Genomic DNA, 22373 nt, shown 5'->3' on the forward strand with positions numbered 1-22373 from the left:
ATGGCGAACAGCTCGCAAGATCCGGCGACCCAGGCCGTGCATATCTGGTCGGATGTGCTCGCCGTGCTCAAGCATGATGCATCATTGACCGCACGGGACAAGGGATGGTTCGAAGGTGTCATTCCCGAAGCCGTGTTCGGTACCACCATCGTGCTCACGGTCACCAACGCCGCGACGCAGAAGGCGTTGCAGACCGACCTCAACCAGCCTCTGCTCAAAGCGCTCAAATTGTGCACCGGAATGGACATGTTCCCGGCGTTCAAGATTGAGCCGCACCCCGAGCCGCTCGCCCCGCAGCCGGACATCACCATGCCCGACGCCACGCCGAGGCCCGACGCCCAAGGGGAAATCTCTTACGCCGGCCACACCAATGTCCCAACCGGGCAGCAGCAGTCGGCCGCGCAACAACCTTCCGTCCAGCAGACCCCGGCATGGGGATCGGGACAGGCTTCGCAACCCCAATTCGCCGAGTTCCAGCAACCCGCGATGATGCCTCACCAGGCCACGCATCCGGTGCAGTCCGAGACGACGATGCATCAGGACCGCGGCCAGATGCCCGGCCAATATCAGCAATCATCCGGATTCAACGAACAACACGGCGCCGATGCATATGGCCCGTATGCCCCCGGATATCAGCAGCCGGCAGCCCAGCCGCAACAAATGGGGCAGCCGACCGGCGCCGCGATATACGAGCAACAACCAGTGCACTATGGCGCAGACCAACCGGGTTCTGCAGCGGCCATGCCGTCTACTGCCGCCCAGCACCAAGCACCGGCGCCCAGCCCGAATCAGCCCGAAATCCCGGCAACCGTGCCCTCCGGCGTACCGAATCGGGAGAATTTCAACATCGATCAGCATCGACCCGCCCTCGATCCGGAAACCCATCTCAACAAGAACGCGACCTTCGAAACCTTCGTTCCAGGCGATTCCAACCGTTTCGCGCGTACCGTCGCCATGGCGGTGGCAGAGGGATCTGGCAAGGATTTCAACCCGTTGTGTATCTATGGCGGCTCCGGATTGGGCAAAACCCATTTGCTCAACGCCATCGGCAATTACGCGCTGATCAAGGACCCCACGCTCAAAGTGCGGTACGTCACCAGCGAGGAATTCACCAACGAATTCATCGAAGCACTGCAGAACCCGAATCAGTCCCAAGGCCAAATCGCCGATTTCAACCGACGTTACCGTGAAGTCGACGTCCTGCTCATCGACGATATCCAGTTCCTCGGCGGCAAGGAAGCTACACTCGACAGCTTCTTCCACACCTTCAACACGTTGTATCAGGCGAACAAGCGCATCGTAATTGCATCCGATGTGGCGCCGAAGAACCTCAAAGGCTTCGAGGCCCGCCTGATTTCACGATTCGAATCCGGCCTGACCGTGGATGTCAAACCGCCGGATCTGGAGACCCGCATCGCGATTCTGCGCATGATCGCCTCGATGAACCATATGAAAATACCGAACGATGTGCTCGATCTCATCGCCGAACGGTTCACTGAGAACATCCGCGAGCTGGAAGGCGCGCTGACACGAGTCTCCGCAGTGGCGTCACTGAATAACCAGCCGGTGACTCGTGCACTTGCCGAGCAGACCCTGCAGGACTTCTTCTCAACGGATGTGGAGATCAAACCCACCGATATCATCACCCAAGTAGCGAAGTACTTCCACCTGACCTTTGACGATCTCGTGGGGCGTGCACGCACGAAGAACATCGCGCTGGCGCGGCAGATCGCCATGTATCTCGCCCGTGAGATGACCAGCATGAGCCTGGTCGATATCGGCGAGGTATTCGGAGGGCGCGACCATACGACGGTGATGCACGCCTACACGCGTATCAGCGACGAGATGAAAGAAAAGCAGGAGACGTACAACTACGTCATGGAGTTGACTGTTCGTCTCAAGCATCATTCCGCCGAACAATAAGCCCTGCCCCCGCCCGGTCAACCAAGCTGTGCCCGGGACGCGTGCCGGTTTGAAATGCGCCTTACGGGCAGTCCTATCAGGGTGACGTCTTGCGTCCGATCTCACGTTCCATGCGAGACAACGACGCTCACAGCAGGATTTTCCTCTTGTCCAAATCATCCACCGTGGTGGATACGACACACCGGGACTGTGGAGAAATCAGAAAAAAGTTATCCACCACGTTATTCACAATTGTGGGTAAACCGTGCGAATAACTCGTGGGCAACCCCGGAAAAGCTGTGGATAACTCGTGGATGATTCAGCTTCCGATGTGGATAACTTTTCGGCGACCTTCTCGCTGTGGATAACTCTCAGGGTTATGCACAGAGTATTCAGGAGTTATCCACATTCGGCAGGTGATTGCGAAGTCTTGCCGCTGTAGGCCTACATACACTTATCCACACTATCCACCGGAATTATTACGAAGGCTATTGTTCTCTTACGTATCATCATCGGCATCATTATGGCGCATGCTTCGCACGAACGAATCTGGCCGGAAAGTCCGGCTAGAATAGCCACAGAACACCAATCGAAACGAGGAAGCATGAAAGTCGAAGTGAACACGACCTCGCTTGCGGACGCTGTCGCATGGACCACGCGGGTCATCGATGCACGTCCAGCAAGCCCTATCCTTGCAGGCATCAAGCTGGAGGCCATTGACGGAACGCTCCAACTGTCTGCATTCAACTTTGAGATTTCGGCGCGCGATCACATCGAAGCTGGCGTCGATGAATCAGGCAGTACCGTGGTCCAGGGCAAGATTCTCGCGGACATTACCAGGTCGTTGCCTTCCGAGAAGACATATCTAGCCACCGAAAACTCAACGCTGATTATCACTTCGGGCAAAAGCAAGTTCACCATGCAGCTCATGCCGGAAAGCGAATATCCCGATCTACCGGTCGTTCCACCGATTTTGGGCAAAGTTGACGGGGAAACCTTCCATCAGGCGGTGGATCAGGCGTGCGTGGCCGTTTCACGCGAAGAAACTCGGCCGGTACTGACCGGCGTATTTATGCAGTTCGAAGGCGACAAGGTCGTCATGACCTCGACCGACCGGTTCCGTCTGTCCCGTGCGACGTTCACTTGGTCGCCGGAGAATCCGGATGTCTCGACCAACACCTTGCTGCGCGGTTCGCTGTTGCGCGACATCGCCAAAACGTTGAACGAAAGCCAAAATGTCACCATCAACTTCAGCCAGGACAACCCCTCACTCATCGGCTTTGAAAACGCCGGCCGGGTGTCCACTTCCCAGCTGATCGACGGTGAGTTCCCTGCAATCGACCGGTTGTTCGCCGACGAATATCCGATTCAGGCGGTCATCGACAAACAGCAGCTGATCAACTCGATCAAGCGTGTGTCGCTGGTAGCAGAGCGCAACGCACCGATCCGCATGGCGTTCTCCGGTAGCGAGTTGACGCTGAGTGCCGGTGTCGCCGACGAAAATCAGGCGAGCGATGTGCTCGATGTCGATTTTGACGGCGATGACATCACCGTTGCGTTCAATCCGTCCTACCTGATTGAGGGATTGAGCGCAATCGCCGAACCATTCGTGCGCATGAAGATGACGACAGCGGTGAAGCCGGTTGAATTCAACGGCCAGCAGGAGCAGGATTCCGACGAATCGATGGATTACCGGTATCTGCTGGTTCCGATGCGCTTCAGCAACTGAGTCTGGACTGGGTATCTGAGCCCGAATCAGGCAATCGCCGTCGGCAAGGTGGTGTGGATAACCCTGCCGACGGAGAAATCCTTGTCTGGGCGCGATCGTACTGAACGGTGAGGTACTGCGGAATTCTTCCGCTGCCGTGCCGTATGTGGCGGTCGGCCACGAGAAACCCTCTCAAACACAGAATATGACAATTCGACAGTTATCCACAGGCTTTGGTGGCCAGCCAAAAGACCTAGAAAGGACAGGCAGCGATGAGCGTAATCGTCTCACGACTGGCGCTCGACCATTTCCGGTCGTGGGACCATTGCATCATCGACCTGTCTGAGGGAGTCACGGTAATCCAGGGTGCCAACGGCATGGGCAAAACCAATCTGGTCGAAGCAATCGAGGTGTTGTCCACCGGGTCGAGCCACAGAACTTCAAGCTCGCTTCCACTCGTCCAACGAGGATACGACTCGGCTACGGTCCGGGCTAATATCGTGGATACCAACGCCACAGACGGCGAAGCGGCCGGGTTGCAACCGCGGAATATCGCGGAATCGGCCAATACTGAATCGGCACCAGAATCCTCTGAATCGAATTCTGAAGAGCAAAATGGAAAACTGAATTCGAATCAGGATTCACTTCAGAATTCACCCTCCGACCATGACGATGCGGCGCAACCAGACCACAACACCCAAGATCGCGCCCCCTACACCACCATCGAACTGACCATTCGCGCCCACGGGGCGAACCGGGCACGCATAGACGGCGGCGCCTCGATGTACATGCGCGACATTCTCGGCCGGATTCCCAGCGTCTCGTTCACGCCGGAAGACCAGCGCCTGGTATCGGGCGACCCTGCGACCCGACGTGGATTCATCAACCAGGCAGGGACTCTGCTTATCCCCGGATACGACGAAGTCCACCAGACATGCGCCAAAATCGCCAGACAACGGGCCGCGCTGCTCAAACAGCTGGGAAAACCCTCCGTTCAGGACGGGCGATACGACAATCGGTACGGGCAGAGCGCCCCAAGCGATGCTGATGCCGGACAGGCTGCCGCGATGCAACCCGCGCTCAGCGGACTGGAGATCTGGACCGGGCAGTTCATTGAGTCAGGCGTTGAACTCACGCGTATGCGCAAGCGCCTCATCGATCAGCTCGCTCCCTTGTTCTCCCAGAACTACGATGCCTTGTCGGGAAGCGAACAGCACGCCTCGCTCGCCTATCTCCCCTCATTCGACGAGGTGCTGGAAGACGGCGAGCCGCATCAGCTGATCAGCCGGCATTTCCAACGAATCTATCCGGGCGAAGTGGCGCGCGGCCAGAATCTGATCGGTCCTCATCGCGACGACATAGCCATGACGTTGGACGGCGTGCCGGCTAAGGAATTCGCGTCCAACGGCGAGATGTGGACGATGGCGTTGGCGCTCAAAATGGCGCTTGCCGCCTTGGTTGAGCGGGCTACAGGCAACGCTCCTATGGTGATTCTTGACGATGTGTTCGCCCAGCTTGATGAGACACGTCGGCGGCAGATCCTCGAATTCGCCGTCCGACGGGACCAAGTGCTGATAACCGCCGCCGCGGCCGCAGACGTGCCTGATTTGTCGCCGTATGGCACGCATGCGCGGATCGTCGATATCGCCGCTCTCCGGCGTCAAAGCGACGATGAGCAAGCCGGGCAGCTGCTGACGGACGAGACTGTCGCACGAATCAAGGCCGCCCGGCGACAGGCCGACGCGCAAGGCGAGGCATCGGCATGAACAAGCCGGTCGCACGCATGCTCAAGCTTGATCCGAGAAAGCTGCCGGCACAGGTGTTTCAACGCTATGCCGCGCGGGCGGGCATCATCCGCGACAGGCAAGAGCGCGAAGCGAAGGCCTGGGAGAGCTTCGGCAAACCGGGCAGAGACCCCAACACCCTCGGGTCGTTGGTCACCCTGCTGGCGAAAAACGGCAACTGGACCCCGCATCTCAAGCTCGCCCAGCTGCGCAACCATTGGGATCAAGTGGTCGGCCCGCAAATCGCACAGCACTCGGTGGTCGCCTCGTTCAATGATGGAATTCTTGTGATTCGGGCGGAATCCCCGGCATGGACCACGACGCTGACGTATATGATCCCGCAGCTGACCGATACGATCAAGGAACGTCTTGACGGGCTTGATATCTCCCAGATTCGCGTGACCGGTCCGCAGGCGCATCCATTCACCCGTGGCCGCTACGGCAGATACCGGCGATAGTATGGGATGGAGGGCTTAAAAACCGTGAAATATCGCGGAATGCCTTGTATTGCCCTCAGAGCCGCAAAGTCCCCCTTGATGTGTAGAATCACGTACAGTACTGTAAAACGCCTAGAAGGCCCCGTTATTTTCGTTCTAGGGTATATCGACCGTGTCGGCAGGGGCGCCGCGCGGTGTGCTGGAAGGAATTTGTGTGGCAGACGCTGAAGCTGATTCGCTGAACAATGCTGCGCCCGGGCAGGGCGAGATACCATCACAGACAGGTAATGAATCCAAGGCCGAACTCAACGACAAGGTCAACGACGCCATCGCCAACGACAAGCTCGAGAATGCCCAGCTTGACGATTCGCTGTCGCCGGACCATTACGACGCCAGTGATTTGCGCGTGCTGGAAGGGCTTGAGGCGGTGCGTATCCGCCCGGGCATGTACATCGGCTCGACCGGTCCGCGAGGCCTGCACCATCTGGTCTACGAAATCGTCGACAACTCAGTGGACGAGGCCTTGGCCGGTTTCGCCACCCATATCGAAGTGACCATTCTGCCGGACAACGGCATCCGCGTGGTGGACGACGGACGAGGCATCCCGGTTGACATTGTGCCGGGCGAAGGTGTTTCCGGCGTTGAGACGGTTATGACCAAGCTGCACGCGGGCGGCAAGTTCGGCGGCGGCGGCTACGCGGTCTCCGGCGGTCTGCATGGCGTGGGCATCTCCGTGGTCAACGCGCTGTCCACGCGTATGGAGATCGAGGTGCGTCGTCAGGGCTTCCATTGGACCCAGACGTACATCGACCAGCATCCGACGGCGCCGCTCGCCCAAGGCAAGCCCATGGAGGACGGCGAATCGACAGGCACCTCCGTGACCTTCTGGGCCGACCCGAAGATCTTCGAAACCACGGTCTACGATTTTGAGACCCTGCGTTCGCGCTTCCAGCAGATGGCCTTCCTCAACCGCGGCCTGCGCATCTCCCTGACCGACCTGCGCGAAATCGACCAGGCGGGCGACGAGGTGACCGGCGACGGCGACAACCCGGTCGAGGAACTCCATCGCTCCGTGACATACTGCTACGAGCACGGCATCAAGGATTACGTGGCCTATCTGGTCAAAACCCGCAAGACCAACCCGATCGAGGAGGAGGTCATCGATTTCGAGGCCGAAGACCTCAAAATCGGCATCTCCGCGGAAATCGCCATGCAATGGACGACCGCCTACTCCGAATCCGTGCACACCTTCGCCAACACCATCTCCACAACCGAAGGCGGTACCCATGAGGAAGGCTTCCGTGCGGCGCTCACCACGCTTGTCAATCGGTATGCGCGCGAGAAGAACATCCTCAAGGAGAAGGACGACAACCTCTCCGGCGATGACGTGCGCGAAGGCCTGACCGCCGTCGTGTCCGTCAAGCTCACCAACCCGCAGTTCGAAGGCCAGACCAAGACCAAGCTCGGCAACTCCGAAGCGAAGACCTTCGTACAGCGTGTGATGACCGACAAGCTCGGCGACTGGTTCGACGCACACCCTGCCGAGGCCAAAAGCATCATCCAGAAGGCGATCGAGGCCTCCCGCGCCCGTATCGCCGCGAAGAAGGCCCGCGAATCGACCCGGCGCAAGTCGATCTTCGAATCCGCCGGTATGCCGGACAAGCTCAAGGACTGCCAGTCCAACAATCCGGAGGAATGCGAGCTGTTCATCGTCGAGGGTGATTCCGCAGGTGGCTCCGCCATCCAAGGGCGCAACCCGATTACCCAGGCGATCCTGCCGCTTCGAGGCAAGATCCTCAACACCGAGCGCGCCTCCATCGATCGCATGCTCAAGTCCGACACCATCGAGTCGCTGATCACCGCGATCGGCGGTGGCTACGGCGAAGACTTCGACGTGAGCAAGGTGCGCTACCACAAAATCATCATCATGGCAGATGCCGATGTCGACGGCGCGCATATCGCCACGCTGAACCTGACGCTGTTCTTCCGCTACATGCGGCCGATGATCACCGCAGGGTATGTCTATGTGGCCATGCCGCCGCTGTACCGCATCAAGTGGACCAAGGGGCCGCACTCCTTCGTGTATACGGACGCCGAACGCGACCGCGTGCTGCGCGAGGGCAAGGAGTCCGGTCGCCAGCTGCCGAAGGGCGAAGGTATTCAGCGCTACAAGGGTCTGGGCGAGATGACCTATCAGGAGCTGTGGGAAACCACCATGGACCCCGACCACCGCATTCTCAAGCAAATCCACATCGAGGACGCGGCACAGGCGGACGAGACCTTCTCCATGCTGATGGGTGACGAGGTCGAGCCCCGGCGCCTGTTCATCCAGCGCAACGCGCACGACGCACGATTCATCGACGCGTGACCGTACAACGCCGGAATCCGCGGTTTTCCAAGGATTTCGGCACGGAAACCAGCACACTTCATCACTAGCCGTGCATCAGGCTAGCCATCCGAAGAGGATGGACAAGAACACGAAGGATCTACCGTGGCAGACGAAAACAACACCAACACCCCGGAAGACGGCGGGTCGAGCAATGACGACCAGCTCAACGGGCTGGACAACAACCGCGAGCCGTTGAGCCCGCAGGAAGCCGACAACACCGATTACGGCCTGATGAAAGGCCAGCGCGTCCAACCGATTGATTTGCAGCAGGAAATGCGCGAATCCTACCTCGCCTACGCACTGTCCGTCATCGTGGAACGCGCGTTGCCGGACGTGCGTGACGGTATGAAGCCGGTCCACCGTCGCGTCATCTACGCGATGTACGACGGCGGATACCGCCCGGATCGCGGCTACAACAAGTGCTCCCGCGTCGTCGGCGACGTTATGGGTAAATACCACCCGCACGGCGATGCCGCCATCTACGACACGCTCGTGCGTATGGCCCAGCCGTGGTCCATGCGCTATCCGCTTGTGGACGGTCAGGGCAACTTCGGCTCCCCGGGCGACGACCCGGCGGCCGCCATGCGTTACACCGAATGCCGTATGGCCCCGCTCGCCATGGAAATGGTGCGCGACATCGACAAGGACACCGTCGATTTCGTGCCCAACTACGACGGCAAGACTCAAGAGCCGACCGTGCTCCCGAGCCGTTTCCCGAACCTGTTGGTCAACGGTTCCGCCGGCATCGCCGTCGGCATGGCCACCAACATCCCGCCGCACAACCTGCGCGAGGTGGCGGACGGCGTGCACTGGGCGCTCGATCACCCGGAAGCGAGCCGTGAGGAGCTGCTCAACGCGCTGATTGAACGGATCAAGGGGCCGGACTTCCCGACCGGCGCGACTATTCTCGGCCACAAGGGCATTGAGCAGGCATACCGCACCGGCCGAGGCCTGATCACCATGCGTGCCGTGGTCAACACTGAGGAAATCAACGGGCGTATGTGCCTGGTGGTCACCGAACTGCCATATCAGGTCAACCCGGACCGTCTGGTCGTCTCCATCCGTGAGGCGGTGCGCGACGGCAAGATCCAAGGCATCGCCGACATGCGAGACGAGACTTCGGGCCGTACCGGCCAGCGTCTGGTGCTCGTGCTCAAGCGCGATGCTGTCCCCAAGGTCGTGCTCAACAACCTGTACAAGCATTCCCAGCTGCAACAGACCTTCGGCGCCAATATGCTCGCCCTGGTTGACGGCGTGCCGCGCACGCTCAGCCTGGATGCGTTCATCCGTCACTGGGTCTCCCATCAGCTCGACGTCGTCGAACGCCGTACCCGGTATTTGAAGCGTGAGGCCGAAGAGCGCGACCACATCTTGCAGGGCTATCTCAAGGCCCTCGACATGATCGACGAGGTCATCGCCCTCATCCGTTCCTCTAAGGACGTGGACACCGCCCGTGAAGGCCTTAAAGACCTGTTGGACGTCGATGATGTGCAGGCGGACGCGATCCTCGCGATGCAGCTGCGCCGTCTCGCCGCGCTCGAACGGCAGAAGATCCTCGACGAACACGAGGAATTGCAGCGCAAGATCGCCGATTACAACGACATTCTCGCCAAGCCGGAGCGCCAGCGTCAGATTGTGGGCGACGAGCTTGACGAAATCGTCGAGAAGTACGGTAACGAACGCCGCACCCGCATTCTGCCGTATTCGGGCGAGATGAACGTCGAAGACCTGATCGCCGAGGAAAACGTGGTCGTAACGGTCACCCATTCCGGCTTCATCAAGCGCACCAAGGCCGACGAATACCGCGCCCAGCACCGCGGCGGTAAGGGCATCAAGGGCACCAAGCTGCGCGAGGACGACGTGGTCGACCACTTCTTCCTCACCAGCACGCACAACTGGCTGCTGTTCTTCACCAACAAGGGTCGCGTCTACCGGCTCAAGGCCTACGAGTTGCCCGAAGGGTCGAGGGATTCCAAGGGCCAGCATGTGGCCAACCTGTTGCAGTTCGCCCCCGACGAGACCATTCAGGCGGTGCTGTCGATTCCGAATTACGAGGTCGCCAAGTATCTGGTGCTTGCCACGCGGTCCGGCAAGGTCAAGAAGACCAGCCTCGCCGAATATGATTCGCCTCGCCAGGGCGGCCTGATTGCAGTGCGATTGGCAGCTGACCCCGAGACCGGGGAGCCGACCGATGAGCTGATTGGCGCCGCGCTGTGCAACCCGGAGGACGACATTATCCTCGTCTCCAAGCACGGTATGAGTCTCAAGTTCCGTGCGGACGACGAGCAGCTGCGTCCGATGGGTCGCCAGACCGCCGGCGTACAGGGCATGAAGTTCCGTGACGGCGATGAACTGCTGTCCATGGACGTCATCTGGGGTGACAGCGACAAGGATCTGTTCGTGGTCACCAACGAGGGCTTCGCCAAGCGCACGGCCATCAGCGAATATCGTCTGCAAGGCCGTAACGGCTTCGGTGTCAAGGCCTTGCAACTGGCGGAAGGCCGCGGTTCGCTTGTCGGTGCGCTCGTGGTCAGCGAAGACGACCAGGTCATGGCCATCATGAAGTCTGGCAAGGTCATCCGTTCGGATGTGTCCGAAGTCAAGCGGACCGGCCGAACCACGCAGGGCGTGACCTTCGCCAAGCCCGACAAGGGTGATGAGATTCTCGCCATCGCGCGCAACGCCGAGAAGGATGACGACGACGAGAACGACCAGACCGATGTCGAACAGCATGATCAGCATAATCAGCACGCGGATGAGGCTACGGCCGCACAAGGCGCGCAGCAGTGAACTGGCGGCGGGCCGCGTCGAAATACCATGGCGCGGCCCGTCGGATAGTGTGCAGACCTTGCCATCAGAGCGGCAATCGTCCCCGAACACTGGTAGGTTCACTAATCAGGCGAAGGCAGTCGAAACGTCCAAGGAGAAACAATGAGCGAATACGTCGACGACGAGGGGCGCCGCGAACCACGCGTAGGCAGGACCGTCTCGAACCAGCCGATCAGTACCGGCAACGAGGCACCGATGCCGTCTGCGGCGCGTGCCGCGGCTGCGAACAAGCGTCGGCACCATACGCCGCGCGCACGGCGTATGAGCCTGTCCCTGACACGAGTGGACGCTTGGTCGGTGGCCAAGGTCACTTTCCTGCTCAGTGTAGCCGGGGGCATCATTCAGATTGTGGCGGCGGCGCTGTTGTGGCTGGTGCTGAACATGGCGGGCGTGTTCGACCAGGTCACGCAGATTGTCTCTTCGACAGGCCTTGATTCCAGCGGATTCAACCTCGCCGACGTGCTCTCGCTGAGCACGGTGTTGAGCACGGTGACTATCCTCGCCATCATCGGCGTGGTGCTGTTCACTCTGCTGGCGACGATTTTCGCGCTGCTGTATAACGTGGTCAGCTCGCTTGTCGGCGGCGTCCACGTGACTTTGGGTGATGACTGACAGCCATTCCCATATCCATGGTCTTTTCAGCCGATCAGGGGCGGTTCCGGTACTCCGGGCCGCCCTTGATCGTATATGCGGCCTAGGGTAATGCGGTCTTGGGGGTAATGGTTTTGTCGGTTTGTCGGGCATTTCCGAGCCAAAGGTATTGCCGGAAACGTTCCGTCAAGTGATGTATGCGCTGGCATGCGTGACCGGGTGGAAGGTGTGGGGGAATGGCGGAATCCTTTGGCATCTGTTGATTTGCGTATGTCTGGGCATGCGCGACCTGATGGAGGGCGCAGAGGAATGGCGGAATTCCCCGGTATTTACTGGTTTGCGTATGTCTGGGCATGCGCAGCATCGTGTCGGCGGCGCGTATGGTCTGTGGGGTGCCTGTTTCTGACGCTCGGCGTATGTCCTGGCATACGCAACTGACACCACCTTGGTGCCATGACGGCCCAGTTCGCGTTCGCGATGGCGGGAAAACACGGAACGCAGGTTCAATGCCTGACACGCCTACGGCCGCAACGTTTCTCGGAACACGTGATTGCTCAAACGGCTGGCGGGACATGCCGACGGCGAACGTCATCGTGCCCTGCGTAAGATGACCGAAGAGCAGGTCATATGAACAAGGAGGCTACCATGTCGAATACCGGACAGCCCCCAGTGTCCAGCATCCCGGATGATGCGGCCGCAACGGGCAACACCTCCGCGGCGGTGTTGCCGGACAGTGCATTGGCCACTCGGACGGCATCATCTTCGATGGGATCATCCTCGAAAGACCCGCAGGCCTCCTATTCCTACGTGGACCCGTGGAAGCCCGATTCCGTGCTCGAAGGGTACCAACAGGCCACCGTCCACCTCGGTGAGGACGCCGAGGGTGAGATTGTAGCAACCTTCGTGCGCAAGGACCCGTCGAAACTCACCTTGCAAGAACGGTGGCGGCGCTGGCATTTCAGCGTGCGCGGCCATCGTCTGGCCATCATGTACGTGCACGGGTGGAACGACTATTTCTACCGCCGGCACGCATCCGAATACTGGGAATCGCTGGGAATCCCCTTCTACGCCGTGGATTTGCGCAAATTCGGGCGATCCTACCGTCCCTACCAGACCCCCGGGTATATCGAGGATCTGCACGAATATCGTCTGGAATTCAACGCCTTGCGTGACCAGATCGTCAAAGAACAAGGCAAAGACGTCCGCATTCTGATGATCGCCCACTCCCAAGGCGGACTGAGCGCTTCGTTGTGGGTCAATACCGAACATCCTCACCATGTCGAGGCACTCGCGCTGAATTCCCCTTGGCTTGAATTGCAAGGCAACCGCATGTTCCGCCTGCTGTCCACACCGGTCGTGCAGATGTACCGGCTGCGCGGCGGCAAAACCGTGATGCCGATGCGCGACCCGGGATTCTATGCCCGGTGTATCAAACGGTCGACCGGAGGCGAATGGGACTATCTTGACCATCCACTCAATCCTGGTGTTGAATTTCTCACGCGGGCAGGCTGGATGCAGGCAATCTACAACGGGCAGGACGAGATTGCGAAGAATCTTGACATCCAGATCCCGGTCCTTGTATGTACTTCGGATAAGTCGATGATGCTGCAATCCACATGGGATGAAGGCATGCGCGAAGCCGACAGTGTGCTGGACATTACTGCGATCCGTCAGGCAGCGCTGCATCTGGGAGATGTGGTCGCGTTGGCGACGATTCGTGGCGGTTTGCATGATTTGAGCATGTCCAAGCCGGATGCGCGGCGCAAGTATTTCCGCATCGTCACCATGTGGGCGTCGATGACAGCGTGGCGGCGTGTCATTCCCACCAAATGGGTGGATGAAGCCTTGGCGAAACTCTGATTTTTTCGCCAGCCTCGCTCGTCGGCATGCTCTCAGGAATCGCCGTGCCGCTTGAAAGATATCCCCCAGCCCTTGCGCTAGTGTTGTTGCACGATGAGTATCGTAACCCTGTACGCCAAGACCTTCGGCACACCGCTGCTGATTGCGCTGCTGCTCTGGCCGTTCATTTCAGCGTTCCTGACCCTGCCGATTCTGGCGCTGCTCTATCATCACGAGCACCGTCTGCGGCTCGCCTCGACCATCGGCTCGTATCTGAGCGTGCTGTACGTGGTCGGTCTGCTCACCTTCACGCAGTACCCGATGCCGGACGAACCTGACCGTTATTGCGCCACGCACCATCTTTCGCCGCAGCTCAACCCGCTTGAATTCATACAGGACGTCGCCACCGGCGGAGTATCGGCGGTGATGCAGCTGCTGCTCAACATCGTGCTGTTTATGCCGCTCGGATTCCTGCTTATGCGGTTCCTGCGGCGCAATATCGGCCATACCGTCATCGTCGGTTTTCTGCTGTCACTGGCAATCGAATTGACGCAGCTGAGTGGATTTTGGGGTATCTACCCGTGCTCGTATCGGCAATTCGATGTCGATGACCTGCTGACCAATACCTTGGGCGCTCTCGTCGGATACGGCATCGCGAAGCTGTGCGACCGGCGGTGGCCGCCAAAACCGGTTGACCGAGCGGAAATCAACCACCGGCCCGGCATTGTGCACCGCGGGGTGACCTTCGCAATCGATATGATCATGGTGATCTTGGGATACTACCCGTTGGGCATTATTGTCGTCTGGCTGTTCCACGCCATCGCCAAGCCGCTGCCCGACGGGACGTTCCAGCTGGCAAGTGTCGTCATCCACGTCGAATCGTTGAACACCATAGTCACCGTGCTCGGCATGGCATCATTCCTGATATTCGAATTGTGGATTCCGGCGACGCACCGCGGGCAGACACTCGGAGGCATGTTCACCCACATGAGTATGGAAACCCGTGAACGCCATGGATGGCAACGGGTATTGTTCTATGCGATCCGCACGACGATTATCGGCGGATGGTTCCTGCTCACGCTGCTGCAGAAGGACACACACAGTGGGTTGCTGATCATCGCGGTCGTGGTGTTCGCGCTGATATTCAAGCAGATGCCTTGGGATTACGTGCCGGGTAACGCCGAATCGGGGCGTGTGGGTACTGATGGCGATGATGCTGACAATGCCGGACGGGTCAATGATGCTGATGGTGCGCAGACACTCCCCGCGGTCCACAATCGCCAGAATGGCGGACAAATCGGCGATACATCAACATTCTTCAAGCAGTAATCCCCTGTTGTCTCCACTGGGAAATCTCAGTGGAGACAACAGGGGAAGGGATATCAGAAGATGCCCTGTGCGACCATGGCGTTCGCGACTTTGACGAAGCCGGCGGCGTTCGCGCCCAGCATCAGGTCGCCCTCACGGCCATATTCCTTCGCGGCATCCAGGGAGTTCGCCACGATATCCTCCATAATCTGCTTGAGCTTGGCATCGACCTCGTCGAAGGTCCAGCTCAGCCGATACGAGTTCTGACTCATCTCCAAGCCGGAAACGGCCACACCACCCGCATTGGCGGCCTTTGCGGGGCCGTACAGCAGCTTTGCGCCCTGATACACGGCGATCGCCTCCGGCGTGCTGGGCATGTTCGCGCCTTCGCACACAACCGTGCAGCCGTTGCCTACCAACGTGCGGGCAGATTCACCGTCAATCTCGTTCTGCGTGGCGCACGGCAGCGCGATATCGCACGGGACGGTCCACACGTCACGGCAGCCCTCATGGTATTCGGAACCGGGCACGCGCTCGGCATATTCCTTGATACGGCCGCGGTGACCGAGTTTGATATCCTTGACCACATCGAGGTCAATGCCCTTGGGATCGTAGACATAGCCGTTGGAATCGGAGCAGGTGACGACCTTCGCGCCCAGACGCTGCGCCTTCTCGATCGCGAAGATCGCGACATTGCCGGAACCAGAGATGACCACGGTCTTGCCCTGGAAGGAATCGTTGCGCAGCACGCGCAGCGCCTCCTGCGTGTAGTAGCACAGGCCGTAGCCGGTCGCTTCGGTGCGTGCCAGCGAACCGCCGAATTCCAAGCCCTTGCCGGTGAGCACGCCGGAATATTCGTCGCGGATGCGCTTGTACTGTCCGAACAGATAGCCGATTTCGCGGGCACCGACATTGATATCGCCTGCCGGAACATCAGTGAACTGGCCGATATGACGCTGCAGCTCGGTCATGAACGCCTGGCAGAAGCGCATCACCTCGCCATCGGAACGGCCCTTCGGATCGAAATCGGAACCGCCTTTGCCGCCGCCCATCGGCAGACCGGTCAGGGAGTTCTTAAGAATCTGTTCGAAGCCGAGGAACTTGATGACGGATTCGTTGACCGTCGGGTGGAAGCGCAGACCGCCCTTGTACGGGCCGATTGCGGAGTTGAACTGCACGCGGTAGCCGCGGTTCACCTGGACACGGCCTTCATCATCCGTCCATGCGATGCGGAACTTCACCACACGCTCCGGCTCGACGAACCGTTCCAGTACACCGTTGCGCTCATATTCCGGATGCTTGGCGACAACCGGCTCCAGGCTTTCGAACACCTCTCGAACGGCCTGCAGGAACTCAGGCTGGTCGCCGTCGCGGCGTTCCACTTGCGCATATACGCGCTTGACATACTCTTCAGTGAGCATAGCTCTCCCCTCATTGGTCGGGTTATTGATAAGACGGTTTTATTTTAAGCGCGGGTGCATGGGCCGGCAAGACCGTGGATGCTGTTTTCCGCCCCTTGGACAGGCGACAGACGACGATTCCGGCGTGGCTACAAGGTAAATTGGGATTTCTCAGGCGTGTCGCGATGTCGATTCATGGATACCGGACAGTACGATACCAAGCAGAGCTGTTTTAGCCCCACGTCGACTGCATCTTCCTTGGCGGACGCCGACGGCGTGCCACCTGTCGAATCGGCATGTTCAACGCCTGCCGACGGACAATCACCAATAGTTGGTCAGTATGGCCATCAATCGACAATCACAATCAGCAATCATATGAATCGAGAACAAGAATGATAGACGGATTCAAGAAATTCATCGCACGCGGCAACATGATCGACATGGCTGTCGGCGTGGTAATGGGTGCCGCGGTCACCGCTGTGGTGAATTCCATTGTGAACAACCTGATCAACCCGCTCATCGCCATGATCTTCGGAAAGCCGAATATGGACGGGCTGCTCGCGTTCACCTTCAATGGCGCGACCGTGTCCTTCGGCGCGATTCTCAGCGCGGTGCTGAACTTCCTGATTGTGGCGGCGGCTGTGTACTTCTGCATTTTGGTGCCGATCAATAAGCTGCGGGATATGTCCGAGGCATTGATTGCCAAGGCCAAGGGCGAGGAAGACGCCAAGGTCAAGGAAGAGCAGGAAAAGAAGCTGAGCAGCGAGGAAGAAACCGTGCTGTTGCTGCGCGAAATCCGCGACCAGCTTGCCAAGCAGAGTGGCGACAACACCTCTGACATGCCATCTGGCGTGCGCTGACACCCGACCTTCCCAAACTGGTTACGCCTGTGTACCCGTTTGCGTAGCTGGTTTGTGGGGGTAGACGGCAGGTGTACTGGAACTGTCGCCCCCACCTGTTTCTGCCGACGCTGAAAGCCTTGTCAGCGTCGGCAGAAGGTTGGGGGCTCGATAGGCGGCGGTTGTGCGTAGCTAGTTTCTGGGAGGGAAGACGCGGGAAATATGATAAACCCCGGAACTCTGCCGAATTCAGGGTTCCGGGGATTTGCTGTGGAGCTAGCCGGGTTCGAACCGGCGACCCTCTGCTTGCAAAGCAGATGCGCTACCAGCTGCGCTATAGCCCCATGTGAAAAAAAGAGCGGCTCACGAGCCGCTTGATTTTTCGACGTGGGCCCGGGAGGACTTGAACCTCCGACCTCATCCTTATCAGGGATGCGCTCTAACCACCTGAGCTACGGGCCCGATCCGTACGCTAAAAGCGCACAAGCAGATATAGTACCATATTTGAGACTTCCGTCAACCCATGGGTATCCGGCGTGTCGTTGTATGCGGAATGCGGTACCGCTCGCACTTCTTCGGTGTCGACTACGCTGATGGGCATGTGTGGACGATTCGCCGCGGAGCTTGATTACCCAGAGATTGCGCAGATGCTGCACGCGCAACCATCCGCCGGATTGCCCGGGAAATCATGGAATGTCAGCCCCACGCAGACCATCGCCGTCATCGGGCAGGACGCGCGTGGGGTCAATCATCTCGCATCCGCCTACTGGTCGCTCATTCCACCCACCGCCGAATCGAAGAAACTCCCCTACCCCACGTTCAACGCCCGCATTGAATCAGCGCTCGACAGGCCGACCTTCGCGCAGGCCGCGCGGCATAATCGTGCGATCATCCCCGTATCCGGCTACTACGAGTGGACGGCGGAACGCAAACCCTACTACTTCCACGCCAAAGACAATCGACCGTTGCTACTGCTGGGGCTATACTCCTGGTGGCTGTCGCGGGAACGGGCGAACGCCACCTGGCTGCTCACCGCAACCATTTTGACGCGTGACTCGGTCGGTATCGCCGCCCAAGTCCACGACCGGATGCCGGTGCTCTGCGATCCACAACACGCACAGGAATGGCTCAATCGCAGCGTTTCCGGAGACAAGATTCTCCCCGAGGCGTCCGCGTATGGGGCGCGGCTGTCGCAGTCATTGCTCGCAAGTCACGAGGTTGCGCCATTGCATGGTGATGGGCCGGAACTCACCGAGCCGTATGATGAGATGATGCTGCGCTTCTGATTGCCGGGCCATAGCGTCCGCCGGCTCTGTGGCCGCATACAGGGAACAGAAAGGACCATGCCGTGACCTACCGACGCCGCACATCAAGACGCGTTACTTCGACGGACATCATCGATATCGGCGGGATGACGGTCACGGTGATCCGCAAGCCGATTCGCAACATGTATCTGCGCGTCCAGCCGCCGAACGGCGACATTCGGGTGACGGCGCCCACGCGGATATCCACGGAGGCCATCGAGACATTCGTCAGCACGCGCAAGACGTGGATTCGCGCCCAGCAACGCAAAATCCAGCGGATGCAACGCGATACGATGCGGCTTGTCGGTGGGGCGACGGGCGAGGAACATCCGGAAAGCCAGCTGCAGCACTTGAACGACCAGGCGGGAAGACAACCAAGCGTGGGTGAGCCGGATTCATCCGGAATCGGTAGTCGTGATACCGGCAACCGCAACATCGGTAGTCGTGACTCCGTGACCGTGTGGACTGCCGATGTACAGCGACGTGCCCGCCAATCGCTCGAATGGCAGCTCCCGGCGCTGCTGGACCATTGGACGCGTGTGATTGGGCGCTCGCCGACACGGATCACCTTCCGCATCATGCGGTCGCGATGGGGGTCATGCACCCCGGCGACAGGGCGAATTCGGCTCAATCTTCAGTTGGGACTCATGGAACCGCGGTTCCTTGAGTATGTGCTGGTTCATGAGATGACCCACCTGTGGGCGGGCGGCCACGGGCCACGGTTCCAGCAGTTGATGGACCGGTTCCTGCCTGGCTGGCGCGATCTGCGCCGTGAACTCAACCGTTACGCCGTGCTGTGATGTCGACGATTGCCTGAGGTGGTGTTCTCCGGACCGATCGTTCTCGAAATGGTCAGTGGGCCGCCGTATCGCTGTCGTGCGATTCGCCGGTATCCGTCGCGGCCTTTCCACTATCGGCAATATCCACATGGTTGGGCGAGCCGCTTTTGCGTACGGCGATGGTCTCAATCCGCCGCCCGTCGACTTTTGTGACGATCATGTCGTAGCCATCATCAGAGTGCAGAACATCACCCACAGCGCCCATTTTCCCGGTGTGCGCGAGGAAATACCCGGCGACCGTCTCATACGGGCCGTCTTCAAGTTCGATACCGGTCAGATCGGCGAAATCCTCAATGGTCATTCCGCCGTCGATCGTCGCCACGCCGTTGACGAACGCGGTGTCCGGCGCGGTCTTGCCGTCCTTGGTTTCCGGCAGATCATATTCATCGTGGATATCGCCGACCAGCTCCTCGGTCATATCCTCAAGGGTCACGATGCCGTCCGTACCGCCGTATTCATCAATGACCACAGCGAGGTGGATACCGCTCTTGCGCAGCAGCTCAAGGCTGGGCAGCAGCTTCGACGTACCCGGCAGCGAGATGCCTTCACGGGTGATATCCGCCACGGTTTTCGCATGCGGGTTGCGTACATCCAGCAGGTCGCGCACGTGCACGAAGCCAAGCACGTCGTCGAAATCCTTGCCGGTGACCGGGTAACGCGAATATGGCATTTCGCGCACGTAGGCGGCGGCATCCTCGATGGTCATATCGCCCTCGAGGAAGACGACATCGGCACGTGGCCGCATCACCTCGGCCACAATCGTTTCGGAGGCGTCGAACACATCGTCCAGGATGGTGCGCTCGTCCTTGCCAAGCCGCGTATTGGTGTTGACCAACACGCGCAGCTCCTCATCGGAAACCTCGCTTTCCGTCTCGTTCGGGTCGAAGCCGAGCAGACGGACCAGGCCGTTCGTGTTCTTGCCAATCAACCAGATGATCGGCTTACAGACCTTCGCGAACACGTCAATCGCCGGCACCACCGCGCGGGCGATCTGCTCAGTGCGTTGCATGGCGATGCGTTTCGGCACCATTTCAGAGATGACAATCGAGCAGTACGAAATAATCAGCGTCAACACGATAGTGGTCACCGGAGCGGCGATATGTTGCGGAATGCCCCAGCTGACCACAACAGGCACGATCATCGGGGAAATCGCCGATTCGCCGAACGATGCCGACAGAAATCCGGATAGGGTGACGCCGAGCTGCACAGTGGACAGGAAGGTGTTCGGGTCGCGTGCGATGCGTGCGACACGTGCCCCTCGCGCGTCCTCCTGCTCCATCTGGTCGAGCTGTGAACCGCGTAGGCTCACCAAGGCCAGCTCAGTGCCCGAGAACACCGCCCCGAGCACGAGGAAGATGAAAATCAGCAGGACGTTCAACCACAATGACGACATACTTCCACTGTAGAAGATGCGCCGGTCAAGGTGCGGGCCGCCTGGGGGTGACGCCAGAGTGGGGATTGGCGAGCGTGGCGGCCCACGCTATTCAGAAGCTCAGGACTTCCACGAGGCCGGTATCCATGCAGTAGCGTGCGCCGACGATTATCAGTCGCTCATCCGCCAACGCCTGCTGAATCGGTTGCGAGCGGTCCACCAATTCCTCGATGGTGTGGGCGATATGCACGCGCTCAATATCGGCAGGGTCGCGCAATTGCGCCTCATACGCCTGCAATACCGACGGACCGACTGACCGCACAATCGGGGATTGCGCCTCGGGAAGCAGATTTTCCAAGGATTCTTCAAGCTGGTTTTGTGCGTCCTGTGCCGCTTGGGCATCATCCATCGCTTCGATGTCATCGATGACGGAAGCCAGCGATTGCGCGGTTTCAGACGAATCATCGCCGTGCCTCACGCGTGATGCCAGTACTCCAAGCTGTTTTTCCGCGGCTTGGACGGCACCGCAGTTCTGGTGCCCAAGAATGACCAGCAGACTGACATGCAGCTTGTCCACGGCGTATTCCAGCGATGCGAGCACGCTGTCGTCAATGATTTGCCCTGCGGTGCGAACGGTGAACATGTCGCCGAGACCGGCGTCAAAGATGATTTCCGGCGGCACCCGGGAATCCGAGCAGGACAGTACGGCCGCGTCGGGACGCTGAGAATCGATGAGGGATTCGCGGGTTTCACGGTCCTGCCAGGTGTGTGTCATCTTGCCTTGGGCGAAACGCCGGTTGCCGGCCAGCAGACGGCTCCACGTGGAGGTTGCGGTCGGTTCGTGTTGGGCGTCGTCGTCATTGAATGTCTGGTCTGCCATGTGGCCTCCTGCCTGTGATGTGCGTTGCCATCGTATCGCGGATTGCGCTATGCCGTGGGCTGAGCGGTTTCGGCGCGGTACAGCCGGGCGGATGCCGGCACAACACGGGTGCCGCGCAACCCAATGTGACGGACAACACACTGTGATGATTACCACAGCGGAAATCCGAGTTTTTCCATCCGTCATGGTCTAGCATGAGAGCCACGCGGGGTCGGAGCCTCCGGGCCCGTACATAAGGCGGGCCGTGCGCGAAGCCCGCCGGAATCGAACAACGAGACGACGAGGTGCACCATGACACTACTGCAACACGAACTCACCGACTTCACTGTTCAGGCGTTCCAGAACAACGATTTCCATGAAGTGACCAAGGCTGATGTGCTCGGTCACTGGTCGCTGTTCTTCTTCTATCCGGCTGATTTCACCTTCGTGTGCCCGACCGAGCTTGAAGACCTCGCGGACCATTACGAGGAGTTCAAGAAGATCGGCTGCGAAATCTACTCCGTCTCCCATGACACGCACTTTGTGCACAAGGCATGGCATGACGCGAACGAGAAGATCGCGAAGATCCAGTATCCGATGCTCGCTGATCCGACGGCGCTGCTCGCCCGCGACCTCGACACCTACAACGAGGAGCTGGGCCAGGCCGAACGCGGCGACTTCATCATCAACCCGGAAGGCAAGGTTGTGGCCTACGAGGTGATTTCCTCCAACGTCGGCCGCAACGCCGAAGAGCTGCTGCGTCGCGTGCAGGCGTCCCAGTTCGTCTACGAGCACGGCGACCAGGTCTGCCCGGCCAAGTGGGAGCCCGGTGAGGCGACCATCGCGCCGTCGCTGGATCTCGTCGGCGAGCTGTGACCTTCGGCTGATTGGCTGAAACGGTTTTCATTCCCTATCACGGATGCCGTCACCGGTCGCAGCACACCGCAATCAGTGAAGGTTGTGGCCGCGTCGG

At 59.5% G+C, this 22373-nt stretch carries 16 protein-coding genes and 2 tRNA genes; 13 read left to right on the forward strand and 5 right to left on the reverse strand.

Translation table 11 applies throughout. From position 1 onward, the window contains the following. The 9 genes from dnaA to ACZ41G_RS00045 all read left to right on the forward strand — a co-directional run bounded on the left by dnaA (position 1) and on the right by ACZ41G_RS00045 (position 14808). Positions 1-1923, forward strand: coding sequence for a chromosomal replication initiator protein DnaA (gene dnaA / locus ACZ41G_RS00005; protein WP_321046696.1), 1923 nt, complete (start codon positions 1-3; stop codon positions 1921-1923). A gap of 583 nt (positions 1924-2506) precedes the next feature. Beyond that, positions 2507-3631: a DNA polymerase III subunit beta gene (dnaN, locus tag ACZ41G_RS00010; RefSeq protein WP_033506952.1), complete on the forward strand. Its 1125-nt coding sequence runs from the start codon at positions 2507-2509 to the stop codon at positions 3629-3631. 251 nt (positions 3632-3882) lie between these two features. Next, a complete protein-coding gene (locus tag ACZ41G_RS00015; RefSeq protein ID WP_464145261.1) occupies positions 3883-5376 on the forward strand; it encodes a DNA replication/repair protein RecF in 1494 nt (497 codons plus the stop codon). Continuing rightward, positions 5373-5852, forward strand: coding sequence for a DciA family protein (locus ACZ41G_RS00020; protein WP_029576254.1), 480 nt, complete (start codon positions 5373-5375; stop codon positions 5850-5852). Before ACZ41G_RS00015 ends, ACZ41G_RS00020 begins: the two co-directional genes overlap by 4 nt. Before the next feature lie 307 nt (positions 5853-6159). Then, entirely contained in the window at positions 6160-8199 is a 2040-nt protein-coding gene (gene gyrB / locus ACZ41G_RS00025) for a DNA topoisomerase (ATP-hydrolyzing) subunit B (RefSeq protein WP_026650581.1), read from the forward strand. A 123-nt stretch (positions 8200-8322) separates the two neighbouring features. Beyond that, on the forward strand, positions 8323-11010 hold the full coding sequence (gene gyrA / locus ACZ41G_RS00030; RefSeq protein WP_464145263.1) for a DNA gyrase subunit A: 2688 nt from the start codon (positions 8323-8325) through the stop codon (positions 11008-11010). 141 nt (positions 11011-11151) lie between these two features. Next, positions 11152-11661, forward strand: a complete 510-nt coding sequence (locus ACZ41G_RS00035) for a DUF3566 domain-containing protein (protein ID WP_015449541.1) — start codon at positions 11152-11154, stop codon at positions 11659-11661. Positions 11662-12285: 624 nt separating this feature from the next. Then, positions 12286-13500 (forward strand): alpha/beta hydrolase, encoded by a 1215-nt coding sequence (locus ACZ41G_RS00040; protein WP_464145265.1) that lies wholly within the window; start codon positions 12286-12288, stop codon positions 13498-13500. 93 nt (positions 13501-13593) lie between these two features. Further along, a complete protein-coding gene (locus ACZ41G_RS00045) occupies positions 13594-14808 on the forward strand; it encodes a VanZ family protein (protein WP_464145267.1) in 1215 nt (404 codons plus the stop codon). A gap of 53 nt (positions 14809-14861) precedes the next feature. Here the strand turns inward: ACZ41G_RS00045 and gdhA are convergent, their stop codons facing one another. Continuing rightward, the gene (gdhA, locus tag ACZ41G_RS00050) at positions 14862-16208 is read right to left on the reverse strand and encodes an NADP-specific glutamate dehydrogenase (protein WP_464145268.1); all 1347 of its coding nucleotides are present in this window, start codon (positions 16206-16208) and stop codon (positions 14862-14864) included. 371 nt (positions 16209-16579) lie between these two features. On the opposite strand from gdhA, the gene mscL reads away from it, so the two are divergent. Further along, positions 16580-17047, forward strand: a complete 468-nt coding sequence (gene mscL, locus ACZ41G_RS00055) for a large conductance mechanosensitive channel protein MscL (RefSeq protein WP_321046419.1) — start codon at positions 16580-16582, stop codon at positions 17045-17047. Between the two features lie 250 nt (positions 17048-17297). Here mscL and ACZ41G_RS00060 read toward each other — a convergent pair. After that, positions 17298-17370 (reverse strand) — tRNA-Ala (locus ACZ41G_RS00060). Between the two features lie 44 nt (positions 17371-17414). Then, positions 17415-17488: transfer RNA gene (locus ACZ41G_RS00065), tRNA-Ile, on the reverse strand. A gap of 137 nt (positions 17489-17625) precedes the next feature. Between ACZ41G_RS00065 and ACZ41G_RS00070 the strand changes: the two genes are divergently transcribed. Both ACZ41G_RS00070 and ACZ41G_RS00075 read left to right on the forward strand, forming a co-directional pair. Next, positions 17626-18312 carry an SOS response-associated peptidase gene (locus ACZ41G_RS00070; RefSeq protein WP_464145270.1) on the forward strand — a complete coding sequence of 229 codons (687 nt, stop codon included), beginning with the start codon at positions 17626-17628 and terminating at the stop codon, positions 18310-18312. A gap of 62 nt (positions 18313-18374) precedes the next feature. Further along, positions 18375-19130 carry a M48 family metallopeptidase gene (locus ACZ41G_RS00075; RefSeq protein WP_338121014.1) on the forward strand — a complete coding sequence of 252 codons (756 nt, stop codon included), beginning with the start codon at positions 18375-18377 and terminating at the stop codon, positions 19128-19130. A gap of 52 nt (positions 19131-19182) precedes the next feature. Here the strand turns inward: ACZ41G_RS00075 and ACZ41G_RS00080 are convergent, their stop codons facing one another. Beyond that, entirely contained in the window at positions 19183-20562 is a 1380-nt protein-coding gene (locus tag ACZ41G_RS00080) for a hemolysin family protein (protein ID WP_464145272.1), read from the reverse strand. Between the two features lie 91 nt (positions 20563-20653). Further along, entirely contained in the window at positions 20654-21421 is a 768-nt protein-coding gene (locus tag ACZ41G_RS00085) for a carbonic anhydrase (protein ID WP_321046429.1), read from the reverse strand. Positions 21422-21712: 291 nt separating this feature from the next. Here ACZ41G_RS00085 and ahpC point away from each other — a divergent pair, with 291 nt between their 5' ends. Beyond that, positions 21713-22276, forward strand: a complete 564-nt coding sequence (gene ahpC / locus ACZ41G_RS00090) for an alkyl hydroperoxide reductase subunit C (RefSeq protein WP_029576242.1) — start codon at positions 21713-21715, stop codon at positions 22274-22276. Positions 22277-22373 lie beyond the last annotated feature (97 nt).

This window comes from Bifidobacterium porcinum (assembly GCF_055378475.1).

Excerpts from the sequence above, each read along its gene's own strand:
- dnaA (WP_321046696.1), top strand. The coding sequence starts at position 1 with ATGGCGAACAGCTCGCAAGATCCGGCGACCCAGGCCGTGCATATCTGG.
- dnaN (WP_033506952.1), top strand. The coding sequence starts at position 2,507 with ATGAAAGTCGAAGTGAACACGACCTCGCTTGCGGACGCTGTCGCATGG.
- ACZ41G_RS00015 (WP_464145261.1), top strand. The coding sequence starts at position 3,883 with ATGAGCGTAATCGTCTCACGACTGGCGCTCGACCATTTCCGGTCGTGG.
- ACZ41G_RS00020 (WP_029576254.1), top strand. The coding sequence starts at position 5,373 with ATGAACAAGCCGGTCGCACGCATGCTCAAGCTTGATCCGAGAAAGCTG.
- ACZ41G_RS00035 (WP_015449541.1), top strand. The coding sequence starts at position 11,152 with ATGAGCGAATACGTCGACGACGAGGGGCGCCGCGAACCACGCGTAGGC.
- ACZ41G_RS00040 (WP_464145265.1), top strand. The coding sequence starts at position 12,286 with ATGTCGAATACCGGACAGCCCCCAGTGTCCAGCATCCCGGATGATGCG.
- ACZ41G_RS00045 (WP_464145267.1), top strand. The coding sequence starts at position 13,594 with ATGAGTATCGTAACCCTGTACGCCAAGACCTTCGGCACACCGCTGCTG.
- gdhA (WP_464145268.1), bottom strand. The coding sequence starts at position 16,208 with ATGCTCACTGAAGAGTATGTCAAGCGCGTATATGCGCAAGTGGAACGC.
- mscL (WP_321046419.1), top strand. The coding sequence starts at position 16,580 with ATGATAGACGGATTCAAGAAATTCATCGCACGCGGCAACATGATCGAC.
- ACZ41G_RS00070 (WP_464145270.1), top strand. The coding sequence starts at position 17,626 with ATGTGTGGACGATTCGCCGCGGAGCTTGATTACCCAGAGATTGCGCAG.
- ACZ41G_RS00080 (WP_464145272.1), bottom strand. The coding sequence starts at position 20,562 with ATGTCGTCATTGTGGTTGAACGTCCTGCTGATTTTCATCTTCCTCGTG.
- ACZ41G_RS00085 (WP_321046429.1), bottom strand. The coding sequence starts at position 21,421 with ATGGCAGACCAGACATTCAATGACGACGACGCCCAACACGAACCGACC.
- ahpC (WP_029576242.1), top strand. The coding sequence starts at position 21,713 with ATGACACTACTGCAACACGAACTCACCGACTTCACTGTTCAGGCGTTC.